The sequence below is a fragment of the Nocardia sp. NPDC059691 genome, from assembly GCF_042733915.1.
Taxonomy (GTDB): domain Bacteria; phylum Actinomycetota; class Actinomycetes; order Mycobacteriales; family Mycobacteriaceae; genus Nocardia; species Nocardia sichangensis.
Map to the genome: position 1 here is coordinate 337,799 of NZ_JBHWFB010000006.1, position 26,394 is coordinate 364,192.

Consider the following 26,394-nt stretch of genomic DNA (forward strand, 5'->3'; position numbering starts at 1 on the left):
CGGATGAAGTTTCTAGTCGTGCCGGTGCCCTCGTCGGGCCATCTGCTGGCGATGGTGCCGTTCTGCTGGGCGCTGCGCCAGGCGGGCCACGAAGTGCTGGTCGCTTCGCGCGACGACGTGACGGCGACAGCGCTGCGCTCGGGGCTCAACGCCGTCGAGGTGACCGCGCTGAACGTGCCGATGGACCAGTTGCGTACCCAGGTGAACCCGGGCATGTTCCCGCTGCCGCTGTTCGCCGACCGCGACCGGTCCAGCGGACAGGGCCTGTGGCAGATCGCCGCGCAGAACTGGCACAACCACGCCCGCCAGTACCTCGAGACGTTCGCCGCGGTAGCCACCGACTGGGGCGCGGAGGTGATCCTCACCGACCCGCTGGCCACCATCGGCCGCGCGCTCGGCGCGCAACTGGATCTGCCGGTGCTGGTGCACCGCTGGGGCATCGACCCCACCGGCGGTCCTTTCACCGACCGCACCGCCGCACTCGCCGAGGAGGCGGGCACGCGGCTGGCCGACCCGGTCGCCGTGCTCGACATCTGCCCGCCGCGGCTGCAAGCGCCCGACGCCGCGCCGAGCATCCGGCTGGGCTACGTCCCGTTCAACGGCACCGGCGTGCTGCCGCCGTGGCACCGCAACGAGCACGGCCGCAAACGGATCGCGGTCTGCATGGGCGGCAGCACGCTCGGCCTGACCGGACCCCGGCCGCTGGAGTCCGTGCTCGCCGCGCTGGCCGCCGTCGACGACGCCGAGGTCGTCGTCGCGCTCTCGGCACCGGACCGGGCCACGGTCGGCGAACTGCCCGACCATGTCCGTGTCGTGGAAGAGGTTCCGCTGAACCTCTTCCTGCCGGGCTGCGATCTGCTCGTGCATCACGGCGGCTCGACCACCGGCCTCACCGCGGGCTGGTTCGGCCTGCCGCAGTTGGTGCTGCCACAGATGTTCGACCAGTTCGATTACGCCAGGGGCCTGGTCCGCAGCGGGGCCGGGCTGACCGCAGAGACCGCTGCCGGGCAAGGCGACGTCGAGGCGCTCACCACCGCGATCCGCACGCTGCTGCGCGAGCCGCGTTTCCGCGCCGCCGCCGAACAGATCGGCGCCGACCTGCGCGCCGCGCCCGCACCGGGCGACGTGGTGTCCCAGGTTGTTCCGCTGCTGGCCGAGCACGCCGGAGCAGCGACCAGATAGACCGTCCGCGCGGCCCGAACCGGGCGGCGCGGGAACCGAAAGCCGTAGGTTGCAGATGATATCCAGGACATGGACCAGGTTCCGTGGTTCGCTCGACTACTACGCCGCGATGTACGCGGTGTTCGTGGTCGGCATTCTCGTCCCCGTCGTGATGATCGTGCTCGCGCTCACCGGCCTACCGGGCCCCGTGACCGCCGTGCTCGGCATCGTGTGCGCGGCGGTGCTGTTCGTGCTGTTCGTGCCGAGGGTGCCCGACGAGTGGCGGGAGGTGGTGCGCAGCAAACCGATCGTGGTGCGGGTGCTGTGGAGCCTGGTGATCGTGCTCGTCGTCGCGGTCCTGGCCCGGTTGACGCAGTTCATCCTCGACGCCGACAACGTGGACGCCTCGCTGTCGGCCGACGACGACTTCCTGGTCAAGAAGACCCACCTGTCCGGCTACATCAGCGGCGCGCTCATGGCCGAACACGACCCGGCCGGTCTCTACGACCGTCACCGCTACGAGTCGCCCCAGGCGGATTCGATCCTGCCCGCGGTGACACCGCAGGATCGCGACGCCTACCTCTACCCGCCGCCGTTCCTGCTGCTGCCGCGATTGCTGCTGCTGTTCAGCCACGACTTCGCCACGCTGCGGGCGCTGTACTACTCGCTGTACGTGGCGATCGTGCTGGTGGCCATGTTCGCCATCGCCCGCTGGATCGGCGGCAGGCAGGGCGGGGTGCTGGCGGCGCTGACCCCGGTGGTGTGGATCAGCCTGCCGACGCTGGCGACCATGCAGATCGGCAACGTCCACGTGCTGGTGCTGTATGTCGGCGGTGCGGGCGCGATGGCGCTTTTCCATCTGCGGCGCAACATCTTCGGCGGCGCGGCGCTGGCGTTCGCGATCGTCGCCAAGGTGTCCCCGGCGATTCTGCTGGTCTATCTGCTGGTCCAGCGGCGCTGGCGGCCCGCGGCCTGGACGGCCGTGTTCGGCGGCCTGTATTCGCTGGCGACGTTGGCGATCTTCGGTTGGGAGCCGTGGCGGCAGTTCTTCTCCGACGGCACCTGGAAGCGGCTGGCCAGCGGGGAGTTTCACCAGTTCGTGCTGGTCGAACGCGCCAATCAGCTGGTCAACTATTCGCCGTTCGGGCTGCCCTACAAGGCGAACATCATGGGCTGGGACATCGGCGATCCCGTCGGTCCCGCTCGCCTGATCACCAACGTCTACACCTTGCTGCTGCTGATCCTGGTGGCGGTCACCGCGGTGCGCATCCACCGGCGGCTGTCGGCGGGGGCCGAAGGGCCGCGGGTGCGCGCCGAGCAGCTGGCCATCTGGCTGGCGGTGCTGACGCTGGCGTCGTTCCGCGCGCCGTTCGGGCCGTGGGTGTACATCGCGGTGGGCGCGGTGTGGATGCTGGCGGTGTACGCGGGGCTGATGCGCGGCGGCAAACGCACCGTCGCCCTGCTGACCGTGGCCTGGCTGATCATCGCGGTCTACAACGAGAACGTCTACTTCACGCTGGTGGCGCAGACGATCATCTACGTGGCCTGCTTCTTCGTGGCCTGGCGGGCGAGCGCGGGCACCGAGCCGGAAGCAACGCCGCCGCAGGAGGACTCCCCTCGAACGGAACGGGTCTCCGCGGCATGAGCACCTATTGCGTGATCGGCGCGGGTGCGGCCGGTCTGGCGACCGCACGCGAATTCGCCGCGCACGGCTTGGATTTCGAGGTACTCGAAGCGGCCGACGGTATCGGCGGGATCTGGGACGCCCGGCGCCCGGACTCGCCGGTCAGCCGCAACACTCACGTGATCGCTTCCAAAGGGGTGCAGGCGTTTTCGGGGTTTCCGATGCCCGAGGACTATCCCGACTATCCCGGGCACGAACTCGTGCTGCGCTACCTCAACGCCTACGCCGACGCTTTCGAGCTGTGGCCGCGCATCCGGTTCAACACCGCGGTGCAGCACGTCGAGCCCGGCGATGACGGCTGGTCGGTGACGCTGGCCGACGGATCCGAGCGACGCTACGCGGGAGTCGTCATCGCCACCGGCCACGACCGCACCCCGCGCCGCATCGACATCCCCGGCTCGGGCACGGTGCCCGTGCTGCATTCGAGCGAGTACCGCGATCCCGAACAGGTGCTCGGCAAGCGGGTGCTGGTGATCGGGGCCGGGCAGTCGGCGGCCGACATCCTGTCCGACTGCGCGGTAAACGCCGCGCTGACCCTGCACAGCAGCAGGCGCGGGTTCTACTGCATGCCCAAGTACATGCTGGGCCGCCCGACCGACAGCATGCTGCAGGGCCGGATGTGGCGGCCGCTGCGCAAGCGGGCCTTCGAGCGGCTGTTCTCCTATCTGCGCGGCCGCTCCCGCTCGTTCGGGCTTCCGGTGCCCGATTTCGCCGAGGGCATCGTCATCCCGATGCTCGGCGACCAGTTGCACCACTACTACACGCACGGCGACATCACACCCAAACCCGACGTCACATCGATCGACGACGACCGGGTGACGTTCGCCGACGGCACCGAGGAGAAGGTCGACCTGGTGGTGCTGGCCACCGGGTTCGTGCCGAACTACCCCGTCGTCGATCGAACTCTGTTGAACTGGGCCGACGGCAGCCTGCGACCGGATTTGTATCTCAACATCTTTCCGCCGCACACCCGCGACTTGTTCGTGATCGGGATGGTGCGCCCGATCGGCTCGCACTGGGACGTCTACGAGAAGCAGGCCGAGTTGGTCGCCGAATATCTTCGCGCCAAGGCGAACGGCCCGGTGCGGGTCGAGCGTTTCGACCGCGCCACCCAGGGCCGCCAGCCCGACCTGTACGCCGGGCTGCGGCTCTATCACGGCGATCAGTACCCGCTGGTGGTGGAGAAACAGGACTACGTGAACCAGTTGCGCAAGCACGCCAAGCTCTTGAAGTGAAAGGTCGGACCATGAAAGCACCCGGGCCCGGTCTGGTGGAAACCGGACGCATGCTACCGAAACTGGCGAAGAACCCGCTGACGACGGTGGGCGCGTTGCTGGACGGCTACGGCGACGTCGTGCGGGTCAAGGCGGGCCCGATGCTGGTCTACCTCGTCGCGGATCCGGCGATGACCGAGTACGTCCTCAAGGACAACTACACCAACTATCGCAAGAGCCCGATCTACGACGAGTTCAGCATCCTGCTCGGCGACGGGCAGCTGACCACCAACAACCTGGAGTACTGGCGTAGACAGCGCAAACTCATCTCCCCGGCGTTCTCCCACTCGCACGTCAAGGGTTTCGCCGACGACATCACCGACAGCGCCGCGGCGATGCTCGACAGCTGGGACGCCTCGGCCGGAGAATTCCGCGACATCTACGACGACTACGTCAAGCTGCTGCTCGCGGTGACCGGCCGGATCCTGTTCGGCATCGACCTGTCCACCGACACCACACAGGTGACCGACGCGATGCGCGCGGCGTTCGCGCTCATCATGAAGCGGGTGAACGCGCCGGTGAAGCTACCGCAGTCGTTCCCGACGCCGGAGGCCCGCCGGGTCGCGCGCAAGGTCGGCGAACTCGACGACGTGGTGCGCCATCTCATCGACGAACGCCGCCGCGGCGGCGACACCAGCGACGTGCTCACCGCGCTGGTGCGCGCTCGCGACGAGGGCGGGCAGGGCATGCGGGAGGAGGACTTGCTCAACGAGATCAAGACCTTGCTGGTGGCCGGTCACGAGTCACCGGCCAACGCGCTGTCGTGGGCGTGTTACCTGCTGGCCACCCATCCCGAGATCCAAGAGCGACTCGCCGAGGAGGTGCGCTCCGTGATCGGCGACCGCACGCCCACCTTCGCCGATCTGGGACAGCTCAGCTACTGCCGCATGGTGATCGAGGAGACGATGCGGCTGTATCCGCCCGCCTGGATCGTCGAACGCACGCCGATCGCCGATGACGAGATCGGTGGCTACCACGTGCCCGCGGGCGCGCGGGTCACGTTGTGCATGTACTACGTCCACCGCGACAAACGTCTGTGGGACGACCCGGAGCAGTTCCGTCCGGAGCGTTTCGCCGACGCCGCCGTGGCCGAACGGCACAAGTTCGCGTTCTTCCCGTTCTCCGGCGGCCCCCGCATCTGCCTGGGCAAGGACATGTCGATGACGGAGATGGTGCTGATCCTGGCCATGACGGTGCAGCGTTTCCGCCTCGAACTCGACGACACCCACCCGGTGGTGCCGCTGGCTTCGGTGAACCTGCGCCCGGAGTTCGGCATCCGCATCCGCCCGGTCCGCCGCGTCACCGAACCCGTGACGACCTGACCTCCCGCCGTGGCCGCACACTTCAGGAGCTTCGAGCATGCCTGACGGGGTGCCAGTAAGTGCCCTTTATGGGCCAGTTCGAGGCATGGACCGGTTCGGGTACGCGCGAGTGTCCACACGTGGGCAAAGGGGGCTCCCAAATCGACACCGGGCAGTGCCCACGATCGCGCTGCGATGCACCCCCTCGGCCCGAGCCGCTCACCGCGGCGCGGGCCGAGGGCGACCCCACTGCATCATCCATCGACCAACGGTCAGACGGTGGTGTCGAAGGGGGCAGCCCTCCGCGGCGGTCGCACGCTGTTCAGCTCTCAGTGCGCACACGCCCGGACCCGATGGATCAACGTCCGGGGGCCGCAACGAACTGGTGACTGTGTTCGCGGAGGAACTCGGCGAACGTCTGCGGCGAATGGCCGATGGCCTCGGTGAGTGCGGTGGTATCGCCCGGCGGGGCCGAGGGCAGCTGGGAGAACATCGCGCCGATGGCCGAAATGTGCTGCGCCATGGCTGGATTGACGGATGGTTCGGTGCCGTTGTGTGCGAGGGCTTCCAGTTCGCGCTGCCATTGACCGGCAGGGATGGAGGTGTATCGGACCGGTGTTCCCGTTTCGGCACCGATGAGAGCGGCGATCTCGGCGTGGCTGTGCACGGTCGCCCCCTGCGGGTAGAGCGTGGTGCCGCGAGGGTATCGCGCCGGGTCGGTCAGCGCCGCCACGGCGAGATCGGCGGCGTCGAGACCGCTGATCCACGGCACCGCCGCATCGCCGAAACTGTTGGCGAAGCTGCGGGTCTGGCGGATGGATCCGGCGTGCAACAGCACGATGTTCTCGTAGAACAGGGCCTTGATCCGTAAGATCGTCGGTTCCAGTCCCGCCCAGGACAGCACCTGTTCAGCGGCCCATTGCGCGCGTCCCAGCCCACTGGGGTTGTCGGGGGCCGAGACCGCCATGGACATCACGACCAGTCGCGGCGTGGTCTCGGCGTGCCGGATCGCGGAGGCGAGATTGGCGGCGGCCTGCACGATGCCGGGAGCGACCGGATAGGTGAAATACACGGTGTCCACGTCCCGCACGGCCGCATCCAGCGTCCGGCGATCCAGCAGATCGCCCACGACGATTTGCGCGCCGAGAGCGCGAAGGTGTTGTGCGCGTTCGTCATCCGCGCGGACCAGCACGCGGACCCCGCAGTCGTGTTCACGAAGACGCCGCACGACATGTGAGCCGGTGCCGCCGTGTCGTCCGCCCGCACCGATGACGAGCGTGGTGGTTCGGGGGCTGTCGGGGGAGAAAGTCACAAGTGCGCCTTCCGATCGTTCACCAGGGTGAGATGTGGCAGCTCGTGGTCCGGCTGCGACGCCCACGCTAGAACTGGTAACTACTATTATGCAAGTTACTGTAGGGTTACTGTGGATGACGAAAGGATCAGCAGGTGCGGCGAACGAGTTTCCAGGCGATGGGGTGCCCGATTGCGGGCGCTCTGGAGTATGTCGGCGACTGGTGGACGCTGCTGATCGTGCGCGACGCGCTGGACGGATTCACCAGATTCGACGAGTTCGAACGCAACCTCGGCATCGCCCCGAATATGCTGACCAGGAGATTGCGCACTTTGGTCGAATCCGGGCTGCTCGAACGCAGGCGCTACAGCCAGTCCCCGCCCCGCTACGAGTACGTCATCACCGACAAGGGGCGAGACCTCTCTCCGGTACTCGTCGCCCTGTACGCCTGGGGCCGCAAACACACGGGATCGGATGCGCCGAGCGTGGTCCTCACCGATCGGGACACCGGGGAGGAGGTCATGCCCGGCCTCGTGGACCAGCACAGCGGACGCCCCCTCTCGGCCGTCGACCTCGCCTTCCTCGCCGGCCCAGGGGCCGACGGTTTCATGCGTGAACGTCTCGACCCCGAGTTGCGGGAGGCGCGGCGCCGACGCGGCGCCAACTAAGTGCACGTCTCCTTTGATGGACTGCTGCCGGACGGAAAAACCGCGCGGAGCAACGGCCTGATGTGTCGAGCCGCGACAGCCGCGGCTACCGCAACTCGATGCAGTTCGGCCTTTCGGACGCGTTCGAAGCCAGGGCAGGTCGGGATTCGCCTGGTCCGTCCGCGTTGCACATCACCACGGAGGCACGCGCCGCGGCCATGGGCGAGGCCGTTCGGAGCAGGCTGCATTGTGTCGGTGCAGGTCAGGGCTCGAGCACGATTTTGCCGTGGGTGTGGCGGCGTTCGAGTTCGGTGTAGGCCTGGCGGACCTGCGCCAACGGGTAGACGTTCGCGATCGGGACTTCGAGGTGCCCGTCGGCGATCAGGACGGCCAATTCGGCGAGCACCTCGGCGCCCGGCCTGGCGTCGGTTCCGGGTTCGGTTTTGACTCCGTACTTCGCGGCTGCCGCGAAATCGGCGATGGTGTCGATCCGTTCGGCCGAGACGCCGAGAGCCAGGGCCAGTTCGACGTAGCCGCCGCCGTGGGTGTCGATGAAGGCATCGACGCCGCCCGGTGCGGCGGTCTCGATCCGTTCGGCGACGCCGGCTCCGTAGGCTACCGGAATCACGCCGTGGCTTTGCAGCCATTCGTGGTTGCGCTCGCTCGCCAGGCCGATGACGGTGGCTCCGGCACGGCGAGCGAGCTGTACGGCGAGCGAGCCGACTCCGCCGGCCGCCGCGGAGACCACAACGGCCTCACCCTGCTCGAGCTGTACGGAATGCACTGCCCGCCAGGCGGTCACGCCTGCGACGTAGAGGCCGCCCGCCACCTCCCATGAGACGTTGCGCGGTTTGGGTGTGAGGTTGTCGACGTCGACCAGGACCAGCTCGGCCTGGGCGGCCCGCTTCTCGGAGAACCCGATCACCTCGTCGCCGACCGAGAATCGGTCGACTCCGGCGCCGACCTCGGCGACAACCCCAGCGAGGTCGCTGCCCTGCCCGGACGGAAATGTCGAGGGAAAGATGTCGGCCATCGCGCCGGTACGGATGGCCGCCTCACCGGGATTGATGCCTGCCGCCCTTACCTGCACGAGGACCTGCCCGTCCTCGGGTACGGGCCGGTCGACGTCGTCGACCCGCAAGACCTCGATTCCGCCGAACTCGTCGTATCTGACTGCCTTTGTCATGGTCTTGCTTCTCCCTCGGCGCGCGGCGCGCGGCTGACGTCGAGAACGGGAACGGTGGGCACCGGTGTTCTTGTCACCAGGGCACTGTTCCGGCGTCGTCGAAGAATCCGCCGGTCGGTCCGTCGTCGGGCAGGGTCGCGAGGTGAATCGCGATGGCCGCCCCCTGTTGCGGTGTGCGGACGCCACGAAAGCCGTTGAGGTCGGTGGCGGTGAAGCCGGGGCAGCCGGAGTTGATCAGGATTTTGGTGTCGCTGAGTTCCTTGACGTATTGGATAGTGAGGGCGTTGAGGAAGGTCTTCGACGCCAAGTAGGCGGCGGGAACCGGGCCCATGTCGATGCCGGGTGTGGTTTGCAGGGCGAGCGAGCCGACGCTGCTGGACATGTTGACGATTCGCGGTGAGGCCGAGGCGCGCAGCATCGGCAGCATCGCGTTGGTGACCCGAATGACCCCGATCACGTTGGTTTCCACGACGATTCGCACGGTCGCGGGATCGACGGTGGTCGGTGTCTGCGGCAGGTCGCCGGTGATCGCGGCGTTGTTGACCAGGACGTCGAGCCCGCCGGCCTGGTCGGCGATCAATTCGGCCGCCGCGGCCACGCTCGCGTCGTCGGTCACGTCGAGCGGCACACCGAACGCATCGGTCCCGGCCGCGCGTAACTTCTCCACCGCGGTGTCGCGGCGTTGCCGATCCCGCGCGCCCACACCGATTCGCCAGCCGAGCGCGCCCAGGCCGGCGGCGATCTCGTATCCGATTCCCTTGTTCGCGCCGGTCACCAGCGCGATCGTCTGTTCACTCACACCGTCGATCCTGCTGCGGTCGCGGGTGCGGCGTCCAAGACCGGTCGGGTTTGCGTCGATACCGCACGGGTATCGGTCGAGGTCATCGCCGGTTACCATGGCCTGGTGGAGACGCGGGAGATGCGATATTTCGTCGCCGTCGCCGAGGAGTTGCACTTCGGTCGGGCGGCACAACGGCTCTCCATGGCGCAACCACCACTCTCGCGAGCCATCCAGCAGCTCGAGCGGCGGCTCGGAGTCGTTCTGCTGCACCGCACCGCTCGCGCCATCGCCTTGACCGAGGCCGGGACGGTGCTGCTGCGCGAACCCCGGACCGCGCTCGACGCGGTCGAAGCCGCCGAGCGCCGCACCCGCCGCGCCGCGGCCGACCAGCCGGGTGTGGTGCTGGTCACCAAGGCCGGTGCGTCCAGGGAACTGTTGTCGAAGCTGCTGGACGCCTACGCCGCCGAACCGGGCGCCGTGGCCGTCGAGGTGATGCTGTGCGGGCCCGGCGAACCGGAAAGCCTGCTGCGCAACGGGCGTGCCGACGTTGCGCTGCTCCACCGGCCCTACGACACGACAGCCGGATTCGACACCGAGGATCTGCATACTGAACAGCAGGTGGCGGTCCTGCCCGCGGGTCATCCCCTCGCCGACCGGGCGCATCTGTCGTTCGCCGAGCTCAACGCCCAGACGGATCTGCCTCTGCCGCGCTGGCCGCGACGGGATGGAAGTTATCCGGACGGCCCCGGCCCGCGGGTGCGCGACCATACCCAACTGCTCCAGCTGATCGCGCTCGGACTGGCCTGTGCGGTCGTGCCCGAGTCGCTGCGAACTCAGCTACGCGACGATCATGCCGTGGTGGCGGTGCCGGACGCACCGGTGGTCACGACCGTCATCGCCTGGCCGCCACACAGCAGATCCAAAGCCGTTGCCGACCTCGTCCGCACCGCGACACGCCTCTGATCGGCACCATTGTTCGCCGGCCGCACGGCTGCACCGAGCATCACCACTCCACGGGACGGCTACCGGCTGACCGGGTAGCGATGGCTCGCGAGGTTCTGCACCGTCGGGTTCGGGCTATCGCAGATGTTCGAAGAATGTTCGCAGATCAGCTGCCAGTTGAGCCGGCGCCTCCATGGCCGGGAAGTGCAGGCCGTGCTCGAATTCGGTCCAGTGCGCGTCCGGCGGCGCCGGGACCACCTTGCGCACGGTCTCGTCCGCACCGAACACCGCGAAACCCTGCGGTACCGCGGGCGCGCCCCAATCCGAAGAGTGCGCTTGGTCATAGAGGGTGTGCGCCGCGGTGATGCCCGCTCCGGTGAACCAGTAAAGGCTGACGGTAGTGAGCAATTGGTCGCGATCGATCGGCAAGTCGGTCCATTCCTCGAACTTCTCGGCGATCCACGCCAGCTGCAGTAGCGGCGAATCAACGAGACCGTAACCGATGGTCTGCGGTCGGCTCTGCTGGATCGACAAGTATCCGGAACCCTCCTTGCGGAACGCGTCCATGCGCTCGAGGATCAGCTTGTCGACCGGGTCGTCGGCATCGAGGCGCTCGGCCATTCCGGGAAGGAACGTCGCCACATTGGCGGCGGTCAGCGGATCGGTCACGACGTGGACGCCGATGACATGCTCGCTGTCGCGGGCGCCGACCAGGCCGGATATGCCTGCGCCGACGTCGCCGCCGTGAACCCCGTAGCGCTGGTAGCCCAGCCTGCGCATCAGCTCGATCCACGCGTTCGCGGTGCGGCCCATCGCCCAGCCGGTCGCGCTGAGCGGAGTGGAGAAGGCGTAACCGGGCAGCGACGGCGCGACCACATGGAACGCAGGCCCCTCGGCCGGGTCGACCAAAGGCTCGATGAGGTGGAGGAATTCGGCGATGGAGCTGGGATAGCCGTGGGTGATCAGCAGTGGCGTCGCGTCCGCTCGGCCGGAGCGGACGTGCAGGAAATGAATGCGCTGGCCGTCGATCTCGGTCGTGAACTGCGGATAGGTATTGAGCACGGCTTCCTGCGCACGCCAGTCGTAGCCGGTGCGCCAATATTCGGCCAGCTCCTTCAGGTAGAGCTGCGGTATGCCGCGGTTCCAGCCGGCATCGGGCAACTCGGCCGGCCAGCGGGCATCGGCGAGCCGGTGGTGCAGGTGATCGAGATCGGACTGCGCGATGTGGATGCGAAAGGGCTGAATTGCGTCACTCATTGGGGTTCTCTCCGTCGGCTCGGGCGAGCGTTTCGCGCCGGTGAAACATAAGGTAGTTGCCATTGCGGAAAGGTTGGTTCCTCGATTCGGGAGAAGATCGATCAATGTTCGAAACCTCGGCACGACTGCTTCGTCTGCTTTCGCTGCTGCAAGCGCGCCGCGACTGGACCGGACCCGAGTTGGCCGCTCGACTGGAGGTCACCGTGCGCACCGTCCGCAACGACGTCGACCGCCTGCGACGGCTCGGCTATCCCGTCGAGGCTCGGCCGGGTGTCGACGGTGGGTACCGGCTGGGTGTCGGAGGTGCGCTGCCGCCGCTGCTGCTCGACGACGACGAAGCGGTCGCGATCGCGATCGGGATGCGCAGCGCCGCAGCCGGTTCCATCGCGGGCATCGAGGAGACCTCGTTGCGTGCACTGACGAAACTGCAACAGATATTGCCGTCGCGGCTGCGCCGTCGCGTCGACGCCTTCGGGTCGCACACCCTCGCGCTCCCCCCGCGCGGCCCGCTCGTCGACCCGGATGTGCTGACCGTGATCGCCGACGCCTGCCGCGACCATGAACGACTGCGGTTCGACTACCAGACGCATTCGGGGGCCGCCGGTCGGCGTTCGGTGGAGCCGTATCGCCTGATCAACGATCGACAACGCTGGTACCTGATGGCCTGGGACCTCGACCGCGTCGACTGGCGGACCTTTCGCGTCGACAGGATGCGGCCCCGCACACCGACCGGCCCCCGCTTTACGCCGCGGCCGCTGCCGCCCGACCATGAGATCACCGCACGAGTCGCCCGCGGAATCGGCGAGTCGACGTGGCGCTTCCGCGCCAGGGTGATCGTGCACGCACCCGCGGATCACGTGCGCAGCCGACTCCCGATTCCCGTCGACGTCGAGCCGTTGAGCGAGGACCGGTGCGCGTTCGAACCCGGCTCCGACCATCCGGAAATGCTGGCGCTCTACCTCGGGCTGCTTGGCGCCGACTTCGAGATCGTGGACTCACCCGAACTGGTGCGGACCCTGCGGACGATCAGCGAGCGCTACCAGCGCGCGCTCGCCCCGTCGTCGGGTCGACGTCGTTGGTCGCCACCGACGGGCGGGGCCTTGTGACGTGGTGCCGAGGTCATGGAGTGGTGCGGTAGCGGCCCGGGGTGGTGCCGACGAGGTTGGTGAAAGCGGCGATGAAGCTGCTGGGGTTCGCCCAGCCGCAGGCGTGGGCGACGCGGGTGGTGTCGTGGCCGTCGGCGAGCAGGACGAGTGCGTGGTAGACGCGGAGCTGGGTGCGCCACTCGTAGAAGGTCATGCCGAGTTCGTTGTGGAACAGGCGGCTGAGGCTGCGGGCACTGGCTCCGATCGTGCGCCCGAGTTCGGCCAGTGACGTGTTGTCCGCGGGGTTCTCGGAGAGGATCCGCGCAATCGCTTGCAACCGGTCGTCCTGAGGTTTCGGCAGCACGAGTGGCTGTTCGTGTGCTTCCTGGAGTTCATCGACGAGGACGCGGCGAAGGCGAGCGCGCGCGGCGCGGTCGTGGTCGCGTGGGCTCGTGAGGGTGAGCAGGATTTCGCGGGCGAGGCCGGAAGCCAGGAACACGGCGGGACGGTTCGGCACGAGCCGCGCCTGGGATGGGGGTAGGAAGACGATCCGCATGTCGGTGTCGCCGTGCGCCCGATGGTAGTGCGCGAACTCGGCAGGGGTCCACGCGATTCGATTGGCCGGAACGATCGATGTGCCCCGTTCGGTGTGCACGGACAGGACGCCGCGAGCCGCGTAGACCAGGTGTCCACGCGGATGGGAGTGCACCGAGCTCGTTCCCCCCGACGGCCACAGGTGCACCCCTCCGGACGGCCACAGCTGGGATGTCGGGCCGAGCCGGGGAAGTTGGCGGCCAACGGGCATGAGTTGGCATTCTATCGGTAGACGGCCACACGCTCGCCTGGCGACAGTGGACGCATGCGCGATGACCTCCATTCAGACACCACCGCCGCCCCGATGCGGTGTGAGACGACGAGTACGACGATGCGAGCGGCCGTCTGTGTACGGGCGGGTGACCCGGAGGTACTGGAGATCCGTGAGCTACCGGTACCAGCGATTCGGGAGGGCTGGAGCCTGGTGCGGGTGAAGGGCGCGGGCTTGAACCGATCGGAGCTGCGAACCCGTCAGGGACATTCGCCGAACGTCCGGTTCCCCCGTGTGCTCGGGATCGAATGTGTGGGAATCGTGGCAGCCTCGACCGATCCCATGTTGCCGGTCGGCGCGACCGTCGCGGCGGTGATGGGTGAGATGGGCCGGGAGTTCGACGGCGGCTACGCGCAGTACGCGTTGTTGCCGAATTCGCTGCTGATGCCGGTCACCACCAGGTTGCCGTGGGAGGTCTTGGCCGCACTGCCCGAGACATACTTGACCGCGCAGGGCTCACTCGACGCATTGGGCATCGTGGCGGATAGCCAGGGGCGGTTGCTGATTCGCGGTGGGACATCGTCGGTGGGTATGGCGGCAGCGTCGATCGCGTCCGGCCGCAGCATCGAGATCGCTGCCACGACCCGACGGCACGACAAGATCGACGCGCTGACCGCGATCGGCGTCGACCACGTACTCGTCGACGACGGCGGGTCGCTGGCGGCCGGCGTGCAGGCGGTCTGGCCCGAAGGGCCCGACTACGTGCTGGATCTCGTCGGAGCGCGCACGGCGGTGGACTCGCTGCGCCTGGTCCGCCGGGGCGGGACGGTATGTGTGGCGGGTTCGCTGAGTGGGTGGCTGATCTCGGACTTCGAACCGATAGCGATGATCCCGTCCGGAACCAAACTGACGGCGTTCCACAGCGACAACCTGAAGGGCAGCGCGGGCGCGGCCGTGCTGCAGCGCGTCGTCGACGAAGTCGAGGCCGGTGTCTATCGACCCAACCTCGACCGTGTCTTCGGTCTGGACGACATCGTCGCAGCCCATCGGTACATGGAGGACAACCGGGCCACCGGAAAGATCGTGGTGGTGCCCTGAGCGCTCTGCGGGCTCATGGCCGGTTCCTGGGATGCTTGTCAGCGAGCCAGCGCCTGGTCGCGGGGGACAGGGTGCACAGCAGCCCCGCACAGGAGAAAAACAGGAGCGTGCCGACGAAAACCAGGTCGCTGGTACGGCTGTCGCCACCCAGACTGGCTCCGGCTCCGACCAATCCGACCAGCGTGAGGATCCCGGTACCCAACGCCACGGCGATGCGGCCCGCGCGCTTGCGCCGGAACAGGGCGATCGAGCCGCCGAGCAGCACCAGCGCCATCGTGGTGGAGATCGCCATGGGGGCGAGAAGTTCGAGGGCGACCTCACGCAGCGTCTGGCGGTGACCGTATTCGATGTGCGGGGTCGTCAACTCCATCACCCCGTTGGCGATGATGAGACAGAAGACCAGCCCGAAGCCGAACGCGACGACAGCGCCGATCCTGGGAACGACGCCGGATGGCCGGGCCGGATCGTGGATGGGCGTGAGCGGTTGCAGCGGCGGTAGCTGTTCGGCGCGCCACCGGGGCTCCGAAGGCTGGTTGAGCAGGGTCGGGGCCGAACGCGGCCACGGGTCGACCGCCGTGGCGGGGTGGGCCGAGCGTTGGTCGACGAAAGTCGGCGCGGGCGCCACGGCGGGAGTGTCGCCGCGCAGGGCCGCCGCCGCGGCCACGGCGAAGTCGCCGCAACTGGCGAATCGTTCGTCGCGGTGCTTGGCCAGGGCGCGGGCGATCACCTCGTCGAGTCGTCGTGACAACTCGGGTCGGGTATCGCTGAGGCGCGGCACCGGCTTGGCGATGTGTCCGGCGACGATTTGACCGGGGTTGGTCGAGGGGAACGGTGGTTGCCCCGCCAGCATCGTGTAGAGGGTGCACCCGAGGGAGTATTGATCGGCGCGGTGATCGACCGGCTCACCGGACAGTTGCTCCGGCGAGGCGTAGGCGAGTGTGGCGGTGAACGTTCCGGTGGCGGTCAGTTTGGTATCGGCGTCGAGTATTCGCGCGATCCCGAAATCGGTGAGCAGAGCACGTGTTTCGCGACCGGCTTCCGGTTCGGCGATCAGGATGTTGGCCGGTTTGATGTCGCGATGCAGCACACCTCGGCTGTGGGCGTAGTCAAGCGCCTTCGCCGTATCGCCGACGATCTGCAGGACCTGTTCGGGGCGGGCGCTCCGGGGATCGAGCCGTGCGGCGTCGGTGCCACGGACGTACTGCATGGAAATCCACAGATGCCCGCCCTCGGTGCCGCGGTCGTAGACGCCGACGATGCCCGGATGATCCAGGCGCGCAACCACATTGGCTTCCTGTTCGAACCGCCTGCGCAGCTCCTCGTCCTCGGACACCGCGCGATTGAGCAGTTTGAGCGCCACCAGCCGCGGCAGGCGCGGGTGCCGCGCCAGATAGACGGTGCCCATACCGCCTTGCCCGAGCACGCCTTCGATCACGTAGCCGGCGAACGACTCGTGCTGCCTCAACACCTCTGGCCCCCTTCTAGACCCGGCCACCCGGACCGCAGGCAGCATAACTCCTGGTTTCCGGGCCCGGCTTCGCGACGGGGACCTGCCGCACGGCCCGTGGCCGTCGCCGAAGGTCGACCGGTTCGAACCGATCGCGGCCAAGTATGCCGAGGAGTGACCGCGCAGCGTATACCAGTAGCGAGCCCCCACTGCACCGCTTCGGCGATCGGAACTCCCGGGGCGTGACGAACACAGATGAACTGTTCAAACAAGCTGACCTGCGAAAACATTAGAACGATGCTCGCTCACCCTTGCACAGTCCTCGCACTCTTCAGATACCCGGATCGACGATCTCGGCGGGCTGGCGACGGGCTGCGAACGTGACGGCTGTCACTTCGTGTCAGATCTGGACGGTGTGGCGTGTCTGGAGGGCATGACTGATTTCAATGCCATCACCAAAGTGGTTGTGATCGGCGGCGGTTACGCCGGTACCGTGGCGGCCAATCGGCTGCGGCTGCGGCGCGATGTCGAGATCACACTGGTCAATCCGCGTCCGCGGTTCGTCGAGCGCATGCGGTTGCACCAGTTCGTGGCCGGCACCCATGAGGCTGCCGTCGACTACGACACACTGCTCGGCGCCGGGGTGCGGATGATCGTCGATCGTGCCATCCGCATCGATACCGCCGCCCGCCGGGTGGAACTGGGTTCCGGGCGCGCGCTCGACTACGACTACGTGGTCTACGCGGTCGGCAGCACCGCGGCGGTGCCGGCGTCGGTGCCCGGTGCCACCGAATTCGCCTATCCGATCGCCGAATTCGAACACGCCCAGCGGCTGCGCGCGGCGCTGGCGGAGGTGCCGGTCCAGGCGCCGATTGTCGTCGTCGGCGGCGGGCTCACCGGCATCGAGACCGCCGCCGAACTCGTGGAGCAGGGCCGTACCGTGACACTGGTGGGTGGCGGTAAGTTGGCGGCGAACTTCTCGAATCCGGCCCGGCGATCGGTGGCGAAGTGGTTGTCCGAGAACGGAGTAAAGGTGCGTGAGCAGGCGCGGGTGGGCGAGGTGCGGCGCGACGGGGTCGTCCTGACCGACGGCGATGTGCTGCCCGGTGCGATCACGATCTGGACCGCCGGATTCGGGGTGCCCGAACTGGCGGCACACAGTGGGCTGCGCACCGATGACCTGGGCCGGCTGCTGACCGACGAGACGTTGACCAGTATCGATGACGAACGCATCGTCGCCGCCGGGGACTCGGTCGCGCCCTCGGGCCGCCCACTGCGGATGAGCTGCTATGCCGCCCAACCCTTGGGCGCGCAGGCCGCCGACAATGTACTGGCCCGCATCGCCGGGGACGAACCTGCTGTGCTGGACGTGGCCTTCACCGCCTGCACCGCGGGTTTGGGGAGCCGCGCGGGTGCGATGCAATTCAGCCGGCGTGACGACACACCCGTGCCGATGTATCTCGGCGGGCGAACTGCCGGGTGGATCAAGGAACGGGTGGGTCTCGCGGGCCCGATCGGGACCATCCGCAAGGAAGCCCGCAAACCCGGCGCGATCCCGACCTTCCTGGGCTTGGGCAGGCGTAAGGATCTGAGCGCAGCCGAACCGCAGGGAGTTCCGAAGCCATGACCTCCACCGACGAGCACACCGAGCGTTTCGTTCACCTGCGACCGCTGCTGTTCACCATCGTCTACGAAATCCTGGGCTCGGCGACCGAAGCCGACGACGTGCTGCAGGACAGCTATCTACGGTGGCGGCGGGTGGACCTGGCCACGGTCCGGGATACGAAATCCTATCTGGCCCAGCTCGTCACGCGGCAGGCACTGAATACGTTGCGGGCCGGCGCCAGTCGTCGCGAGGAGTACGTCGGACCGTGGCTGCCCGAGCCGCTGCTGCTCACCGACGGTGACGCCTCGAGCGATGTGGTACTCACCGAATCTGTCTCGATGGGGATGCTGATCGTGCTGGAAACGCTCACCCCCACCGAGCGGGCGGTCTTCGTGCTGCGTGAGGTCTTCGGCTTCGATTACGACGAAATTGCCTCCGCAACAAAAAAATCTGTCGACGCCGTGCATCAGACCGCCCGCCGCGCCCGCAACCATGTCCATTCCCGGCGCAAGCGCTACGGCCCCGTCGACACCGTCCGAACCGCCGCGGTCACCGAACGCTTCATCACGGCCGCGACCACCGGGGACATGGAAGGCTTGCTGTCGCTGCTCGCGCCGGACATCACCTGGACCACTGACAGCGGCGGCAAGGTGACCGCACTGCCGGAGCTGGTCATGGTCGGCGCCGAACGAGTGGGCGCGATTCTCATGGCGGTCTTCAGATACGCGCAGCGGCGACCGGAAGTACGCATCGAGACAGTGAACTGCAACAGTCAACCGGCACTCGCGTGCTATATCGGCGACAAACTGGAAGCCGTCCTCGTGTTCGACATCGCCGACGACCAGATCGTCAGCGGCTACGGCATCCGCAACCCCGACAAACTGGCCGCCCTCGAAATCCCGCGCGCCATCAGCCGCACTGAAACGCCCACGGCGTAATCCCGCCCCACCTGGTGCATCCCATAATGCCGGGGACGGTGTCGGTAGTGGTGTAGCTGAGGAGTGCGTCGATGTGTGGACGCAGGGCACGCCAGGTGGACCAGGTCGTGGGATCTTCCCGCGAGGGCACCTGTCGGCACCCACGCGCACCACCCGAACCCACTGATCGGACCACTGGGAGGACGTCGCGCTGTCCCACCTCTCCGGCTGATCTCCCGCAGGCCGGACGAGAGTGCGATCGACCGCAGCGAAAGCGCGAATCGACTGCACCGCAGATGCTCTCGCTTGCGATTTCGGTTCAGCCGAGCAATTCCCGGCTCAATGCGAGCAGTTCAGCGGTCGACAGAGCTTCCTCCTGCACCGGCGGTCGCGGGTCCGCCGCCGACGCAGTGGGTTCCGGGGGCGCCGTCGCCGGGTTCGTGGGTTCGAGGCGGGCGTGGAGTTCGGCGGCCAACAGCTCCACGGTGGGGCAGCCCCAGATGACGGCGGCGGGGACCTCGATGCCGAGGCGGGCTCCGAGGCGGGCCGACAGCTCCACGGCGTGCACCGAGCCGATTCCGAGCTGTTCGAAGTTCTGCCGGGCGGCCACCCGGTCGGGCTCGATGCCGACGACTTCGGCCAGTTCGGTGGTGACCAGGGCGGCGAGCGCCGCGACGCTGGGCGCGGAGGAAGGTGTGGGGTCACTCGACGCGATCGCCACGGGGCGCGCCGCCGAGTCGGCGATCATCGCGATGGATTCGACCGATTCGGCAGTTGTGGCCGACGCCGCGGACCGAGATCTTGGACTCGAAATGCCAGTAGTGGCAGCGATTTCGATGGGCACCGCGTCCCACGAGGGCGACCCGTGTGCCTCGCCGCGGGCCTGCGGGTCCGCCCAATGCCGTTCGCGCTGGAACGGATAGGTGGGCAGCGAGACCGGGCGGCCCGCCGGGTTCACGGCCGTCCAGTCGGGTTCGATGCCACGCTCGAACAGCCTCCCCACCGCGTGCAGTAGGTCGCGGTGGTCCACTGTGCCGGGACGCAGAGCCGCCGCCAGCAGCAGATTCAGCGCCTCGTTGTCGTCTCCCTCGGTGTCCCCATCCTCGGCGAGGTAGGCGTCGAGAAATTCGACAACCTGGCCCACGTTGTCGGCGACCGTCGAAATTCGATGCTGGAAGGCGGTTCTCGTGGCAAGCGTGTGCGCGAGGTCGCTCAGGCGGATGTCCGGGTCGCGCACGAGACGCTCACGCAGCCGATGAGCGTGTTCCCGCAGCGCGGCTTCGGTGCGGGCGGACAGCACCACCAGCCGCTGCGAGACGCCGCCGTCATCGACCGGATCGTGCGCGGGTGCCGCTTCGGCGATGACGTGGGCGTTCGAGCCGCCGAAACCGAACGCGCTCACCGCGGCGCGCGCGGGGGCGTCGTGCCGCGGCCACGGCATCGCGGTGTCGGCCACGCGCACTCCCGTCGCGGCGGGATCGAATTCCGCGGGTGCGTGGTCGAAGTGGAGGCTGCGCGGGATCCGGCGATGCGACAGGGCGAGCGCGACTTTCACGAGTCCGGCCATGCCCGCGGCCGCTTCGGTGTGTCCGATATTGGTTTTGACCGAGCCGACGATCAGCGGTGCGCCGGGCGGCCTGCCGGTGCCGTAAACCTCTGCCAGTGCGGTCAATTCGGCGCGGTCACCGACGGCGGTGCCGGTGCCGTGCGCCTCGACGTAGTCGATCGTCGAGGCGTCCACACCCGCTCGCGCGCAGGCCCGCCGCAACAGCTGCCGTTGACCGTCGGCGCTGCTGGCGGGCATGGAGCGGTGCCTGCCGTTGTTGTTGGTGGCACTGCCCAGCAGGGTGCAGTAGACGCGGTCGCCGTCGCGCAACGCTTGTCGCAGCGGCTTGAGCACGACGACCGCACCGCCTTCGCCACGCACGTAGCCGTCGGCGGAGGCGTCGAAGGTGTGTGACCGGCCGCGCGCGGACAGCACACCCAGCGCGGACAACCCGATCGCGGTCTCCGGTATCAGATTCAGTTGCACGCCACCGGCGACGGCCAGCGCGCTCTCACCCGTCCGCAACGCCTGGCAGGCCAGGTGCACCGCCACCAGCGATCCGGCGCAGGAGGCGTTCACGGTCATGCTGGGACCGTCGAAACCCAGGAAGTACGACACCCGATTGGCGATCACACCCTCGACATCTCCGGTGCTGGTGAACGGGGTGATGGCGGTGGCGCCCCTGGCGAGTTTGACGGCGCGATAATCGTTGAATTTGTTGGCGAAATACACGCCGGTGTCCGGCACCCGGTCGGGCCGGATCGCCGCGTCTTCGAAGGCTTCCCAGGCCAATTCGAGCGCCAAGCGCTGCTGCGGATCCATATCGGCCGCCTCACGCGGGGTGATCCCGAAGAATTCGGCGTCGAAACCGGCGACATCCGCCACATACCCGCCCGCGACCGACACCGTCTTGCCCACTGCGGCACGATCGCGCCCGCGGTGGTCGCCGGACCAGCGGCCGGGCGGCGGCTCGTCGGCGATCGTGTCGATCTCCTCGATCAGCAACCGCCACAAGGCTTCCGGAGAATCGGCGCCGCCGGCGAAGCGACAGCTCATGCCGATCACGGCGATCGGCTCCGCGCCGACGCGGTCCGGCCGAGAACCGTTGCGCCGCTTGGTCTTTTTCACGCTACTCACCTGCCCGCGATCCACCGACCGTGCACTCGCGCAACAGGCGGTGCGGTGAATCTGCCGATCTTGTTGTGGGGTCGGGACATGTGTCGGAGACTTTACCTGTGCTGTTTTCCGAACGCCCCGTTTTCGCCCGGGTGACGTCCGCGCTGGGGGGCGAGGCACGGCGTCGAGAACTATTCCGATTCGCTTCCGTCGGTGTCGCAGCGTTCACGCTGGACACCGCGGTGTTCCTGACCTTGAAGAGCACTGTGCTCGAGCCGCATCCGGTGACGGCGAAAGTCGTCGCTGTGCTGGCGGCGATCACGCTGTCATATGTGCTCAACAAGCAGTGGTCCTTCGACGAACGCGGCGGGCGGCGCGGTCATCACGAGGCCGCGCTGTTCTACCTGGTCAGCTTCCTTGCCGTCGCGATCAACACCGCACCGCTGTGGGTGTCGCGGTACGTGCTGCATCTCGAGGTGCCCGAGGTCTCCCGCTTCACCCAGAACGTGGCCGACTTCGTGGCCGCCCAGTTGATCGGCACCGCGCTGGGGATGGTGTTCCGGTTCTGGGCCTTCGTGCGGGTGGTGTTCCCCGACAAGGTCCAGCCGCCCGATCCGGTGTGAGTTCCGATCACTCTGATGACAACCCTGTCGAAGGTGATCGCGCACCGTGCGGGCCGCGTCGCCTCGCCGTGACACCCGTCCGCGCGTTCGCCCTGCCGCGCGGGTGGTAGGAAAGGGAGCGTGTCCGCAACTGGCGAAGGATTCGACCCGAACAGAAACTCCCGCGCGGTGTCGGAAGTGGTGGAGCTGGTCAGCACGCTGATCCGCTTCGACACCTCCAACACCGGCGACCTGGCCACCACCAAGGGGGAGCGCGAGTGTGCGCAGTGGGTGGCCGACCAACTGCATCAAGCGGGGTATGTCACCGAGTACGTCGAGTCCGGCGCGGAGGGGCGCGGCAACGTCTTCGCGCGACTGGAGGGAGTCGACCCGAGTCGCGGCGCGCTGATGATCCACGGGCATCTGGACGTGGTGCCCGCCGAGGCCTCGGACTGGAGCGTGCACCCGTTCTCCGGTGCGGTGCGCGACGGCTACGTGTGGGGTCGCGGCGCGATCGACATGAAGGACATGGTCGGGATGGCGCTGGCGGTGGCCCGCCAGTTCAAGCTCGAGGGCACGGTGCCGCCGCGCGATCTGGTCTTCGCCTTCCTCGCCGACGAGGAGAACGGCGGCAAGTGGGGTTCGCAGTGGCTGGTGGACAACCGCCCCGATCTGTTCGACGGCATCACCGAGGCGGTGGGGGAGGTCGGCGGGTTCTCGCTGACCGTGCCGCGGCCCGACGGCACCGAACGCAGGCTGTATCTGGTGGAGACCGCCGAGAAGGGCCTTGGCTGGATGCGGTTGCGCGCCAAGGCCCGCGCGGGCCACGGCTCATTCCTGCACGAGGACAACGCCGTCACCATCCTCGCCGACGCGGTGGCCCGTCTGGGCAAACACACCTTCCCGTTGGTGCTGTCGGATTCGGTGGCCGCGTTCCTTGCCGCCGTCGCCGAGGAGACGGGTCTGGAGTTCGATCCGGCGAGTCCCGACATCGAGGGCCAGCTGGCGAAGCTGGGCACCATCTCCCGCATCATCGGCGCGACCCTGCGCGACACGGCGAACCCCACCATGCTGCAGGCCGGTTACAAGGCCAACGTGATACCGCAGACCGCCGAGGCGGTGGTGGACTGCCGTGTGGTTCCCGGACGGCAGGCAGAGTTCGAGCGGGAGGTGGACGAGCTGATCGGCCCCGACGTCGAACGCGAGTGGATCACCAAGCTCGACTCCTACGAGACGACCTTCGACGGCGATCTGGTCGAAGCGATGAACAACGCCGTGCTGGCCCACGACCCGCGCGGCCGCACCGTGCCCTACATGCTCTCCGGCGGGACGGATGCGAAGGCGTTCGCCCGCTTGGGTATTCGCTGCTTCGGCTTCGCGCCGTTGCAGCTGCCGCCGGAGCTGGACTTCACCGCCCTGTTCCACGGCGTCGACGAGCGGGTGCCGGTGAAGGCCCTCGAATTCGGCACCCGCGTGCTGGAACACTTCCTACTGCACAGCTGATCCGATCCGGAAGAGAGGTTTCATGACCTACAACCCCTACGACGCGCTTCCGCAGGTGCCGTCGTTCACGCTCACCTCCGACGACGTCACCGACGGGCAGCCGTTCAAAAATGAGCAGGTCAGCGGCATCTTCGGGGCGGGTGGCCAGGACATCTCCCCGCAGTTGTCCTGGTCGGGTTTCCCTGCGGAGACCAAGAGTTTCGCGGTGACGGTGTACGACCCCGACGCGCCCACCGCCTCCGGCTTCTGGCATTGGGTCGTCGCCGATATCCCCGTGAGCGCGACCTCCCTGCCCGCCGGCGCGGGCAGCGGCGAAGAGGGCGGCGCGATGCCGACCGGTTCGATCACCCTGCGCAACGACGGCGGCTTCCACGGCTTCGTCGGCGCGGCCCCTCCGCCCGGGCACGGCCCGCACCGCTACTTCATCGTCGTACACGCCGTCGACGTCGACAGCCTGGGCATCGATGAGACCGCCAGCCCCGCCTACCTGGGCTTCAACCTGTTCTCCCACACGCTTGCCCGCGCGACCCTGATCGCCACCTACGAGCAGAAGTAGGAACCGCCGCACGGATCGTGGCCCTGAGCGAAACGCTCGGGGCCACGGTGCTTTCTGGTGGCAGCGCTCATGCAAAGGAATTCGCGGGCGCGAATCGCCTGCGCCGTCGAGAATCGCCCTATGGACATCTCTGAAGCGGTCCGAGGCGCGCGCCTGCTCGCTGCCGATATCGAACGGTCCCTCGGCTTCTCGGCAAGGGTCGGCACCGAGTACCCCGAACCGTGGCGCCGCTTCCACGGGCTGGCGGGGCGTCCGATCCCGACGGCGTGGGTGAGCATTTCGGTGCCGGAAGTCGGCACGACCATAGCCCTGGATCCCAGCGACCCGGGCAGTACGACTGCCGAAGAGTTCGCGATGGGGCTCGTGCAGGTTCTGCAGGACGATATCCAGATCCACCTGCGCGAGCCGTGGCCGAGGGATCCCGCCGCGAGCGGCCACGCCCTGGCGGCGACCGAGCGGGGCTGGCAGAGCACGGTGGATCGCGACCATGTGGTTCCGTATGGCGAACTCGGGCTTGCGACTTGATCCGGCCCGTCGGCAGTTCCAGTGTTGACTCGTTCTCGTCGGTACATGGGTTCGGTGGCGCACGGAGCGCTTACTGCCGCCGTAATCGGGCGGATTTGGCTCGGCAAGCTCGGGAAGTGCTGGTTCTCGGGCATCCGGGGTCTTCACCGATGACTGGTGGCCTCAGTTACTGATCGCGCGGCGTGTTGCCGCGACCAGGGTGTCCGCGGTGGTCCGGTCCGTGGGTTCGCTGGTGATCAGCCAGTGATAGACCAGGGGGCCGAACACGAGGTCGCGGACAGTCTCGGTCGGCAGGTCGGGGCGCAGCCCGCCTTGTCGGCGGGCACGCTCGATCACGGCGGTGATCACGTCGTTTCGCGGTCGCAGGTAATGCTCGCGCAGCTGACCGGCGAGCGTGGCGTTGCGGCCGACGTCGGCGTGCACCGCGAGCACCACTCGTCCGAGTGGTGACGCGGCCAGTCGGGTCACGAAGGTGACGGCGAGTTCCGTGAGGTCGCGCAACGCGTCGCCGGTGTCGGGCGCCTCCAACGGCGGAACCGCCTCGATGAGCGCGCGCACTACGAGTTCGTCCTTGGTCGGCCAGCGCCGATACACCGTGGGCCTGCCGATCCTCGCGCGGGAGGCGACCGCCTCGATCGTGAGATCGGCGTAGCCCGATTCGATCAGCAGGTCGATCGTCGAGGCGATGATCGCCTGGTCTATCTCACTATTGCGGGGTCGCCCTGTCGCCATATAGTTACGTTACATCACGTAATGAAAGTGGGTAGATCGAGATGCGGAAGTCAGTGACGTGGGGGCTGTTCCTGGCCTGGTTGGCCAACGACGCCGAAGAGTGGTTCACGATGTCGCGGTGGTCGCGAACCAACGCAGCCAAGGGCGGCAAGCCGCTGCCGGGGCCGGTATGGCTTCGAACGGAGGTCTCGCCCGCGCACTCGCGGGTGGCCATCTCACTGATGGGGCTGATCGTGCTGGCCGCCTCGGCCGCAGGCGCGCGGACCGGCGGCGGCTCCCGGTTCTTTCAAGCCACGCTGCTCGGCTTCGGCGTCCACGGCGTCGGTCATCTCGCGCTCACCGTGGCGCACCGAGGCTATACGCCCGGGGTGGCGACCGCGCCGACGGTGGTCATTCCGTTCTCGCTGTGGGCCTGGCGAACGTTGGGCCGGGCCGGAGTTCGGCGCGACGACACCCACACCTGGCTGGGCAGCGCGGTGTTGCTGCCCACTACGCTCGCGGCCGTGCACGCCGTCGCACGGGCCGTCACCGACCGGCCGAATCGATCCTGAAGGCCGAGCCAGATTCGGCTGCGCCCTCGGAAATCGTTGTCACGTGCGGTCTTTTACGCACTCTGATGGCCGGAGCTGGCATTGCAGTGGCCTGTCTCCGCCCTTGGGGCCGGGCGCGGACAGCCCTGCCGCCGTTCTCACCTGGTTCGTGACGAGAAGCTCGGGAACACGCGCGGGTCAGTTGCAGCGGAACCCATGACGTCCATGCTGTCAGGTCCCTTCAATCGGCGTAGCCAGAAGCGCGCCGCCCCGGACAGGGCTGCGCCGCCGCGGTATTCCCAGGGGCTTATCCAGGCGCTACGCTGCCGCTGGACAGCCGCCCAGGTGGGCGCGACGGATTGATGAGGGTAAGAACGTGATCATTCGCACGGAAACCGCCTGGGTGCTCTTCTTCGCCGGGCTAATCTTCCTGTGGGCGCTGGTGCTCGGCGTGTGGAAGTGGCAGGCGATGACCACTTCGCCGGACGGTCTGGCCCACCCCTACGTCGACATCGCCCACCGGGCCGCGTTGCTGTATTCGTTCGCGACCGGATTGATCGCGTGGTTCGTCGAGCTGTCGGGCTGGCCGACCGCGGTGAATGCCACCGCGGCAGGGGCCGTCATCCTGCTGTTCGTGGTGACGATCGCGAACTACATCCGGCTCGGACTACAGCGCGAGACCGACAACCAGATGCGCAACCCGCCGCCGTCGATGCGTTTCGTCCTCGCCGCCTTGATCATGGGGGAGATCGGCGGATTCGCCGTGCTACTGGTCGGCTTCGCTGTCGAGCAATTGGGCTAG

At 67.8% G+C, this 26,394-nt stretch carries 24 protein-coding genes; 16 read left to right on the forward strand and 8 right to left on the reverse strand.

Going from position 1 to position 26,394, the window contains the following annotated elements:
• Nucleotides 1-3: 3 nt before the first annotated feature.
• From ACFV2O_RS16180 to ACFV2O_RS16195, 4 genes are read left to right on the forward strand one after another with little or no spacing between them, the layout of a single operon-like run.
• Nucleotides 4-1,182: a nucleotide disphospho-sugar-binding domain-containing protein gene (locus ACFV2O_RS16180; RefSeq protein WP_379252441.1), complete on the forward strand. Its 1,179-nt coding sequence runs from the start codon at nt 4-6 to the stop codon at nt 1,180-1,182.
• 55 nt (nt 1,183-1,237) lie between these two features.
• The gene (locus ACFV2O_RS16185; protein ID WP_379252442.1) at nt 1,238-2,806 is read left to right on the forward strand and encodes a glycosyltransferase family 87 protein; all 1,569 of its coding nucleotides are present in this window, start codon (nt 1,238-1,240) and stop codon (nt 2,804-2,806) included.
• Nucleotides 2,803-4,080, forward strand: coding sequence for a flavin-containing monooxygenase (locus ACFV2O_RS16190; protein WP_379252443.1), 1,278 nt, complete (start codon nt 2,803-2,805; stop codon nt 4,078-4,080). Before ACFV2O_RS16185 ends, ACFV2O_RS16190 begins: the two co-directional genes overlap by 4 nt.
• Before the next feature lie 11 nt (nt 4,081-4,091).
• Nucleotides 4,092-5,441 (forward strand): cytochrome P450, encoded by a 1,350-nt coding sequence (locus ACFV2O_RS16195; RefSeq protein ID WP_379252444.1) that lies wholly within the window; start codon nt 4,092-4,094, stop codon nt 5,439-5,441.
• Between the two features lie 337 nt (nt 5,442-5,778).
• Here ACFV2O_RS16195 and ACFV2O_RS16200 read toward each other — a convergent pair whose 3' ends face one another.
• Nucleotides 5,779-6,732 carry an NmrA family NAD(P)-binding protein gene (locus ACFV2O_RS16200; RefSeq protein ID WP_379252445.1) on the reverse strand — a complete coding sequence of 318 codons (954 nt, stop codon included), beginning with the start codon at nt 6,730-6,732 and terminating at the stop codon, nt 5,779-5,781.
• 134 nt (nt 6,733-6,866) lie between these two features.
• Between ACFV2O_RS16200 and ACFV2O_RS16205 the strand changes: the two genes are divergently transcribed.
• Nucleotides 6,867-7,379, forward strand: a complete 513-nt coding sequence (locus ACFV2O_RS16205; protein ID WP_355077966.1) for a helix-turn-helix domain-containing protein — start codon at nt 6,867-6,869, stop codon at nt 7,377-7,379.
• A 241-nt stretch (nt 7,380-7,620) separates the two neighbouring features.
• Here the strand turns inward: ACFV2O_RS16205 and ACFV2O_RS16210 are convergent, their stop codons facing one another.
• Complete coding sequence (locus tag ACFV2O_RS16210; RefSeq protein WP_379252446.1) at nt 7,621-8,544, reverse strand: NADP-dependent oxidoreductase; 924 nt, start codon at nt 8,542-8,544, stop codon at nt 7,621-7,623.
• Between the two features lie 73 nt (nt 8,545-8,617).
• On the reverse strand, nt 8,618-9,343 hold the full coding sequence (locus ACFV2O_RS16215; RefSeq protein WP_379252447.1) for an SDR family oxidoreductase: 726 nt from the start codon (nt 9,341-9,343) through the stop codon (nt 8,618-8,620).
• A gap of 105 nt (nt 9,344-9,448) precedes the next feature.
• Between ACFV2O_RS16215 and ACFV2O_RS16220 the strand changes: the two genes are divergently transcribed.
• Nucleotides 9,449-10,288 carry a LysR family transcriptional regulator gene (locus ACFV2O_RS16220; RefSeq protein WP_379252448.1) on the forward strand — a complete coding sequence of 280 codons (840 nt, stop codon included), beginning with the start codon at nt 9,449-9,451 and terminating at the stop codon, nt 10,286-10,288.
• Nucleotides 10,289-10,402: 114 nt separating this feature from the next.
• Here ACFV2O_RS16220 and ACFV2O_RS16225 read toward each other — a convergent pair whose 3' ends face one another.
• The gene (locus ACFV2O_RS16225) at nt 10,403-11,629 is read right to left on the reverse strand and encodes an epoxide hydrolase family protein (protein ID WP_379252449.1); all 1,227 of its coding nucleotides are present in this window, start codon (nt 11,627-11,629) and stop codon (nt 10,403-10,405) included.
• On the opposite strand from ACFV2O_RS16225, the gene ACFV2O_RS16230 reads away from it, so the two are divergent.
• Nucleotides 11,629-12,630 (forward strand): YafY family protein, encoded by a 1,002-nt coding sequence (locus ACFV2O_RS16230; RefSeq protein ID WP_364425683.1) that lies wholly within the window; start codon nt 11,629-11,631, stop codon nt 12,628-12,630. The two genes, ACFV2O_RS16225 and ACFV2O_RS16230, sit on opposite strands and share 1 nt — an antisense overlap.
• 13 nt (nt 12,631-12,643) lie before the next feature.
• Here the strand turns inward: ACFV2O_RS16230 and ACFV2O_RS16235 are convergent, their stop codons facing one another.
• The gene (locus ACFV2O_RS16235) at nt 12,644-13,414 is read right to left on the reverse strand and encodes an AraC family transcriptional regulator (protein ID WP_379252450.1); all 771 of its coding nucleotides are present in this window, start codon (nt 13,412-13,414) and stop codon (nt 12,644-12,646) included.
• Nucleotides 13,415-13,534: 120 nt separating this feature from the next.
• Between ACFV2O_RS16235 and ACFV2O_RS16240 the strand changes: the two genes are divergently transcribed.
• Nucleotides 13,535-14,512: a zinc-binding dehydrogenase gene (locus ACFV2O_RS16240; protein WP_379252539.1), complete on the forward strand. Its 978-nt coding sequence runs from the start codon at nt 13,535-13,537 to the stop codon at nt 14,510-14,512.
• A 13-nt stretch (nt 14,513-14,525) separates the two neighbouring features.
• On the opposite strand, the gene ACFV2O_RS16245 is transcribed toward ACFV2O_RS16240, so the two are convergent.
• Complete coding sequence (locus ACFV2O_RS16245; RefSeq protein WP_379252451.1) at nt 14,526-16,025, reverse strand: serine/threonine-protein kinase; 1,500 nt, start codon at nt 16,023-16,025, stop codon at nt 14,526-14,528.
• Between the two features lie 367 nt (nt 16,026-16,392).
• Here ACFV2O_RS16245 and ACFV2O_RS16250 point away from each other — a divergent pair, with 367 nt between their 5' ends.
• On the forward strand, nt 16,393-17,586 hold the full coding sequence (locus ACFV2O_RS16250) for an NAD(P)/FAD-dependent oxidoreductase (protein WP_379252452.1): 1,194 nt from the start codon (nt 16,393-16,395) through the stop codon (nt 17,584-17,586).
• On the forward strand, nt 17,583-18,503 hold the full coding sequence (sigJ, locus tag ACFV2O_RS16255) for an RNA polymerase sigma factor SigJ (RefSeq protein WP_379252453.1): 921 nt from the start codon (nt 17,583-17,585) through the stop codon (nt 18,501-18,503). The genes ACFV2O_RS16250 and sigJ overlap by 4 nt, the downstream gene beginning before the upstream one ends.
• 298 nt (nt 18,504-18,801) lie before the next feature.
• On the opposite strand, the gene ACFV2O_RS16260 is transcribed toward sigJ, so the two are convergent.
• Nucleotides 18,802-21,156 carry a beta-ketoacyl synthase N-terminal-like domain-containing protein gene (locus ACFV2O_RS16260; RefSeq protein ID WP_379252454.1) on the reverse strand — a complete coding sequence of 785 codons (2,355 nt, stop codon included), beginning with the start codon at nt 21,154-21,156 and terminating at the stop codon, nt 18,802-18,804.
• Nucleotides 21,157-21,263: 107 nt separating this feature from the next.
• Between ACFV2O_RS16260 and ACFV2O_RS16265 the strand changes: the two genes are divergently transcribed.
• The 4 genes from ACFV2O_RS16265 (at nt 21,264) to ACFV2O_RS16280 (ending at nt 24,330) form a co-directional block, all read left to right on the forward strand.
• Entirely contained in the window at nt 21,264-21,767 is a 504-nt protein-coding gene (locus ACFV2O_RS16265) for a GtrA family protein (protein WP_355077980.1), read from the forward strand.
• A gap of 120 nt (nt 21,768-21,887) precedes the next feature.
• Complete coding sequence (locus ACFV2O_RS16270) at nt 21,888-23,249, forward strand: M20/M25/M40 family metallo-hydrolase (RefSeq protein ID WP_379252455.1); 1,362 nt, start codon at nt 21,888-21,890, stop codon at nt 23,247-23,249.
• Nucleotides 23,250-23,271: 22 nt separating this feature from the next.
• Nucleotides 23,272-23,805, forward strand: a complete 534-nt coding sequence (locus ACFV2O_RS16275; RefSeq protein WP_379252456.1) for a YbhB/YbcL family Raf kinase inhibitor-like protein — start codon at nt 23,272-23,274, stop codon at nt 23,803-23,805.
• Nucleotides 23,806-23,862: 57 nt separating this feature from the next.
• Nucleotides 23,863-24,330, forward strand: coding sequence for a hypothetical protein (locus ACFV2O_RS16280; RefSeq protein ID WP_379252457.1), 468 nt, complete (start codon nt 23,863-23,865; stop codon nt 24,328-24,330).
• Nucleotides 24,331-24,492: 162 nt separating this feature from the next.
• Here the strand turns inward: ACFV2O_RS16280 and ACFV2O_RS16285 are convergent, their stop codons facing one another.
• A complete protein-coding gene (locus ACFV2O_RS16285) occupies nt 24,493-25,062 on the reverse strand; it encodes a TetR/AcrR family transcriptional regulator (protein WP_379252458.1) in 570 nt (189 codons plus the stop codon).
• Nucleotides 25,063-25,103: 41 nt separating this feature from the next.
• Here ACFV2O_RS16285 and ACFV2O_RS16290 point away from each other — a divergent pair, with 41 nt between their 5' ends.
• Complete coding sequence (locus ACFV2O_RS16290; RefSeq protein ID WP_379252459.1) at nt 25,104-25,613, forward strand: HXXEE domain-containing protein; 510 nt, start codon at nt 25,104-25,106, stop codon at nt 25,611-25,613.
• A 361-nt stretch (nt 25,614-25,974) separates the two neighbouring features.
• A complete protein-coding gene (locus tag ACFV2O_RS16295) occupies nt 25,975-26,394 on the forward strand; it encodes a hypothetical protein (protein ID WP_379252540.1) in 420 nt (139 codons plus the stop codon).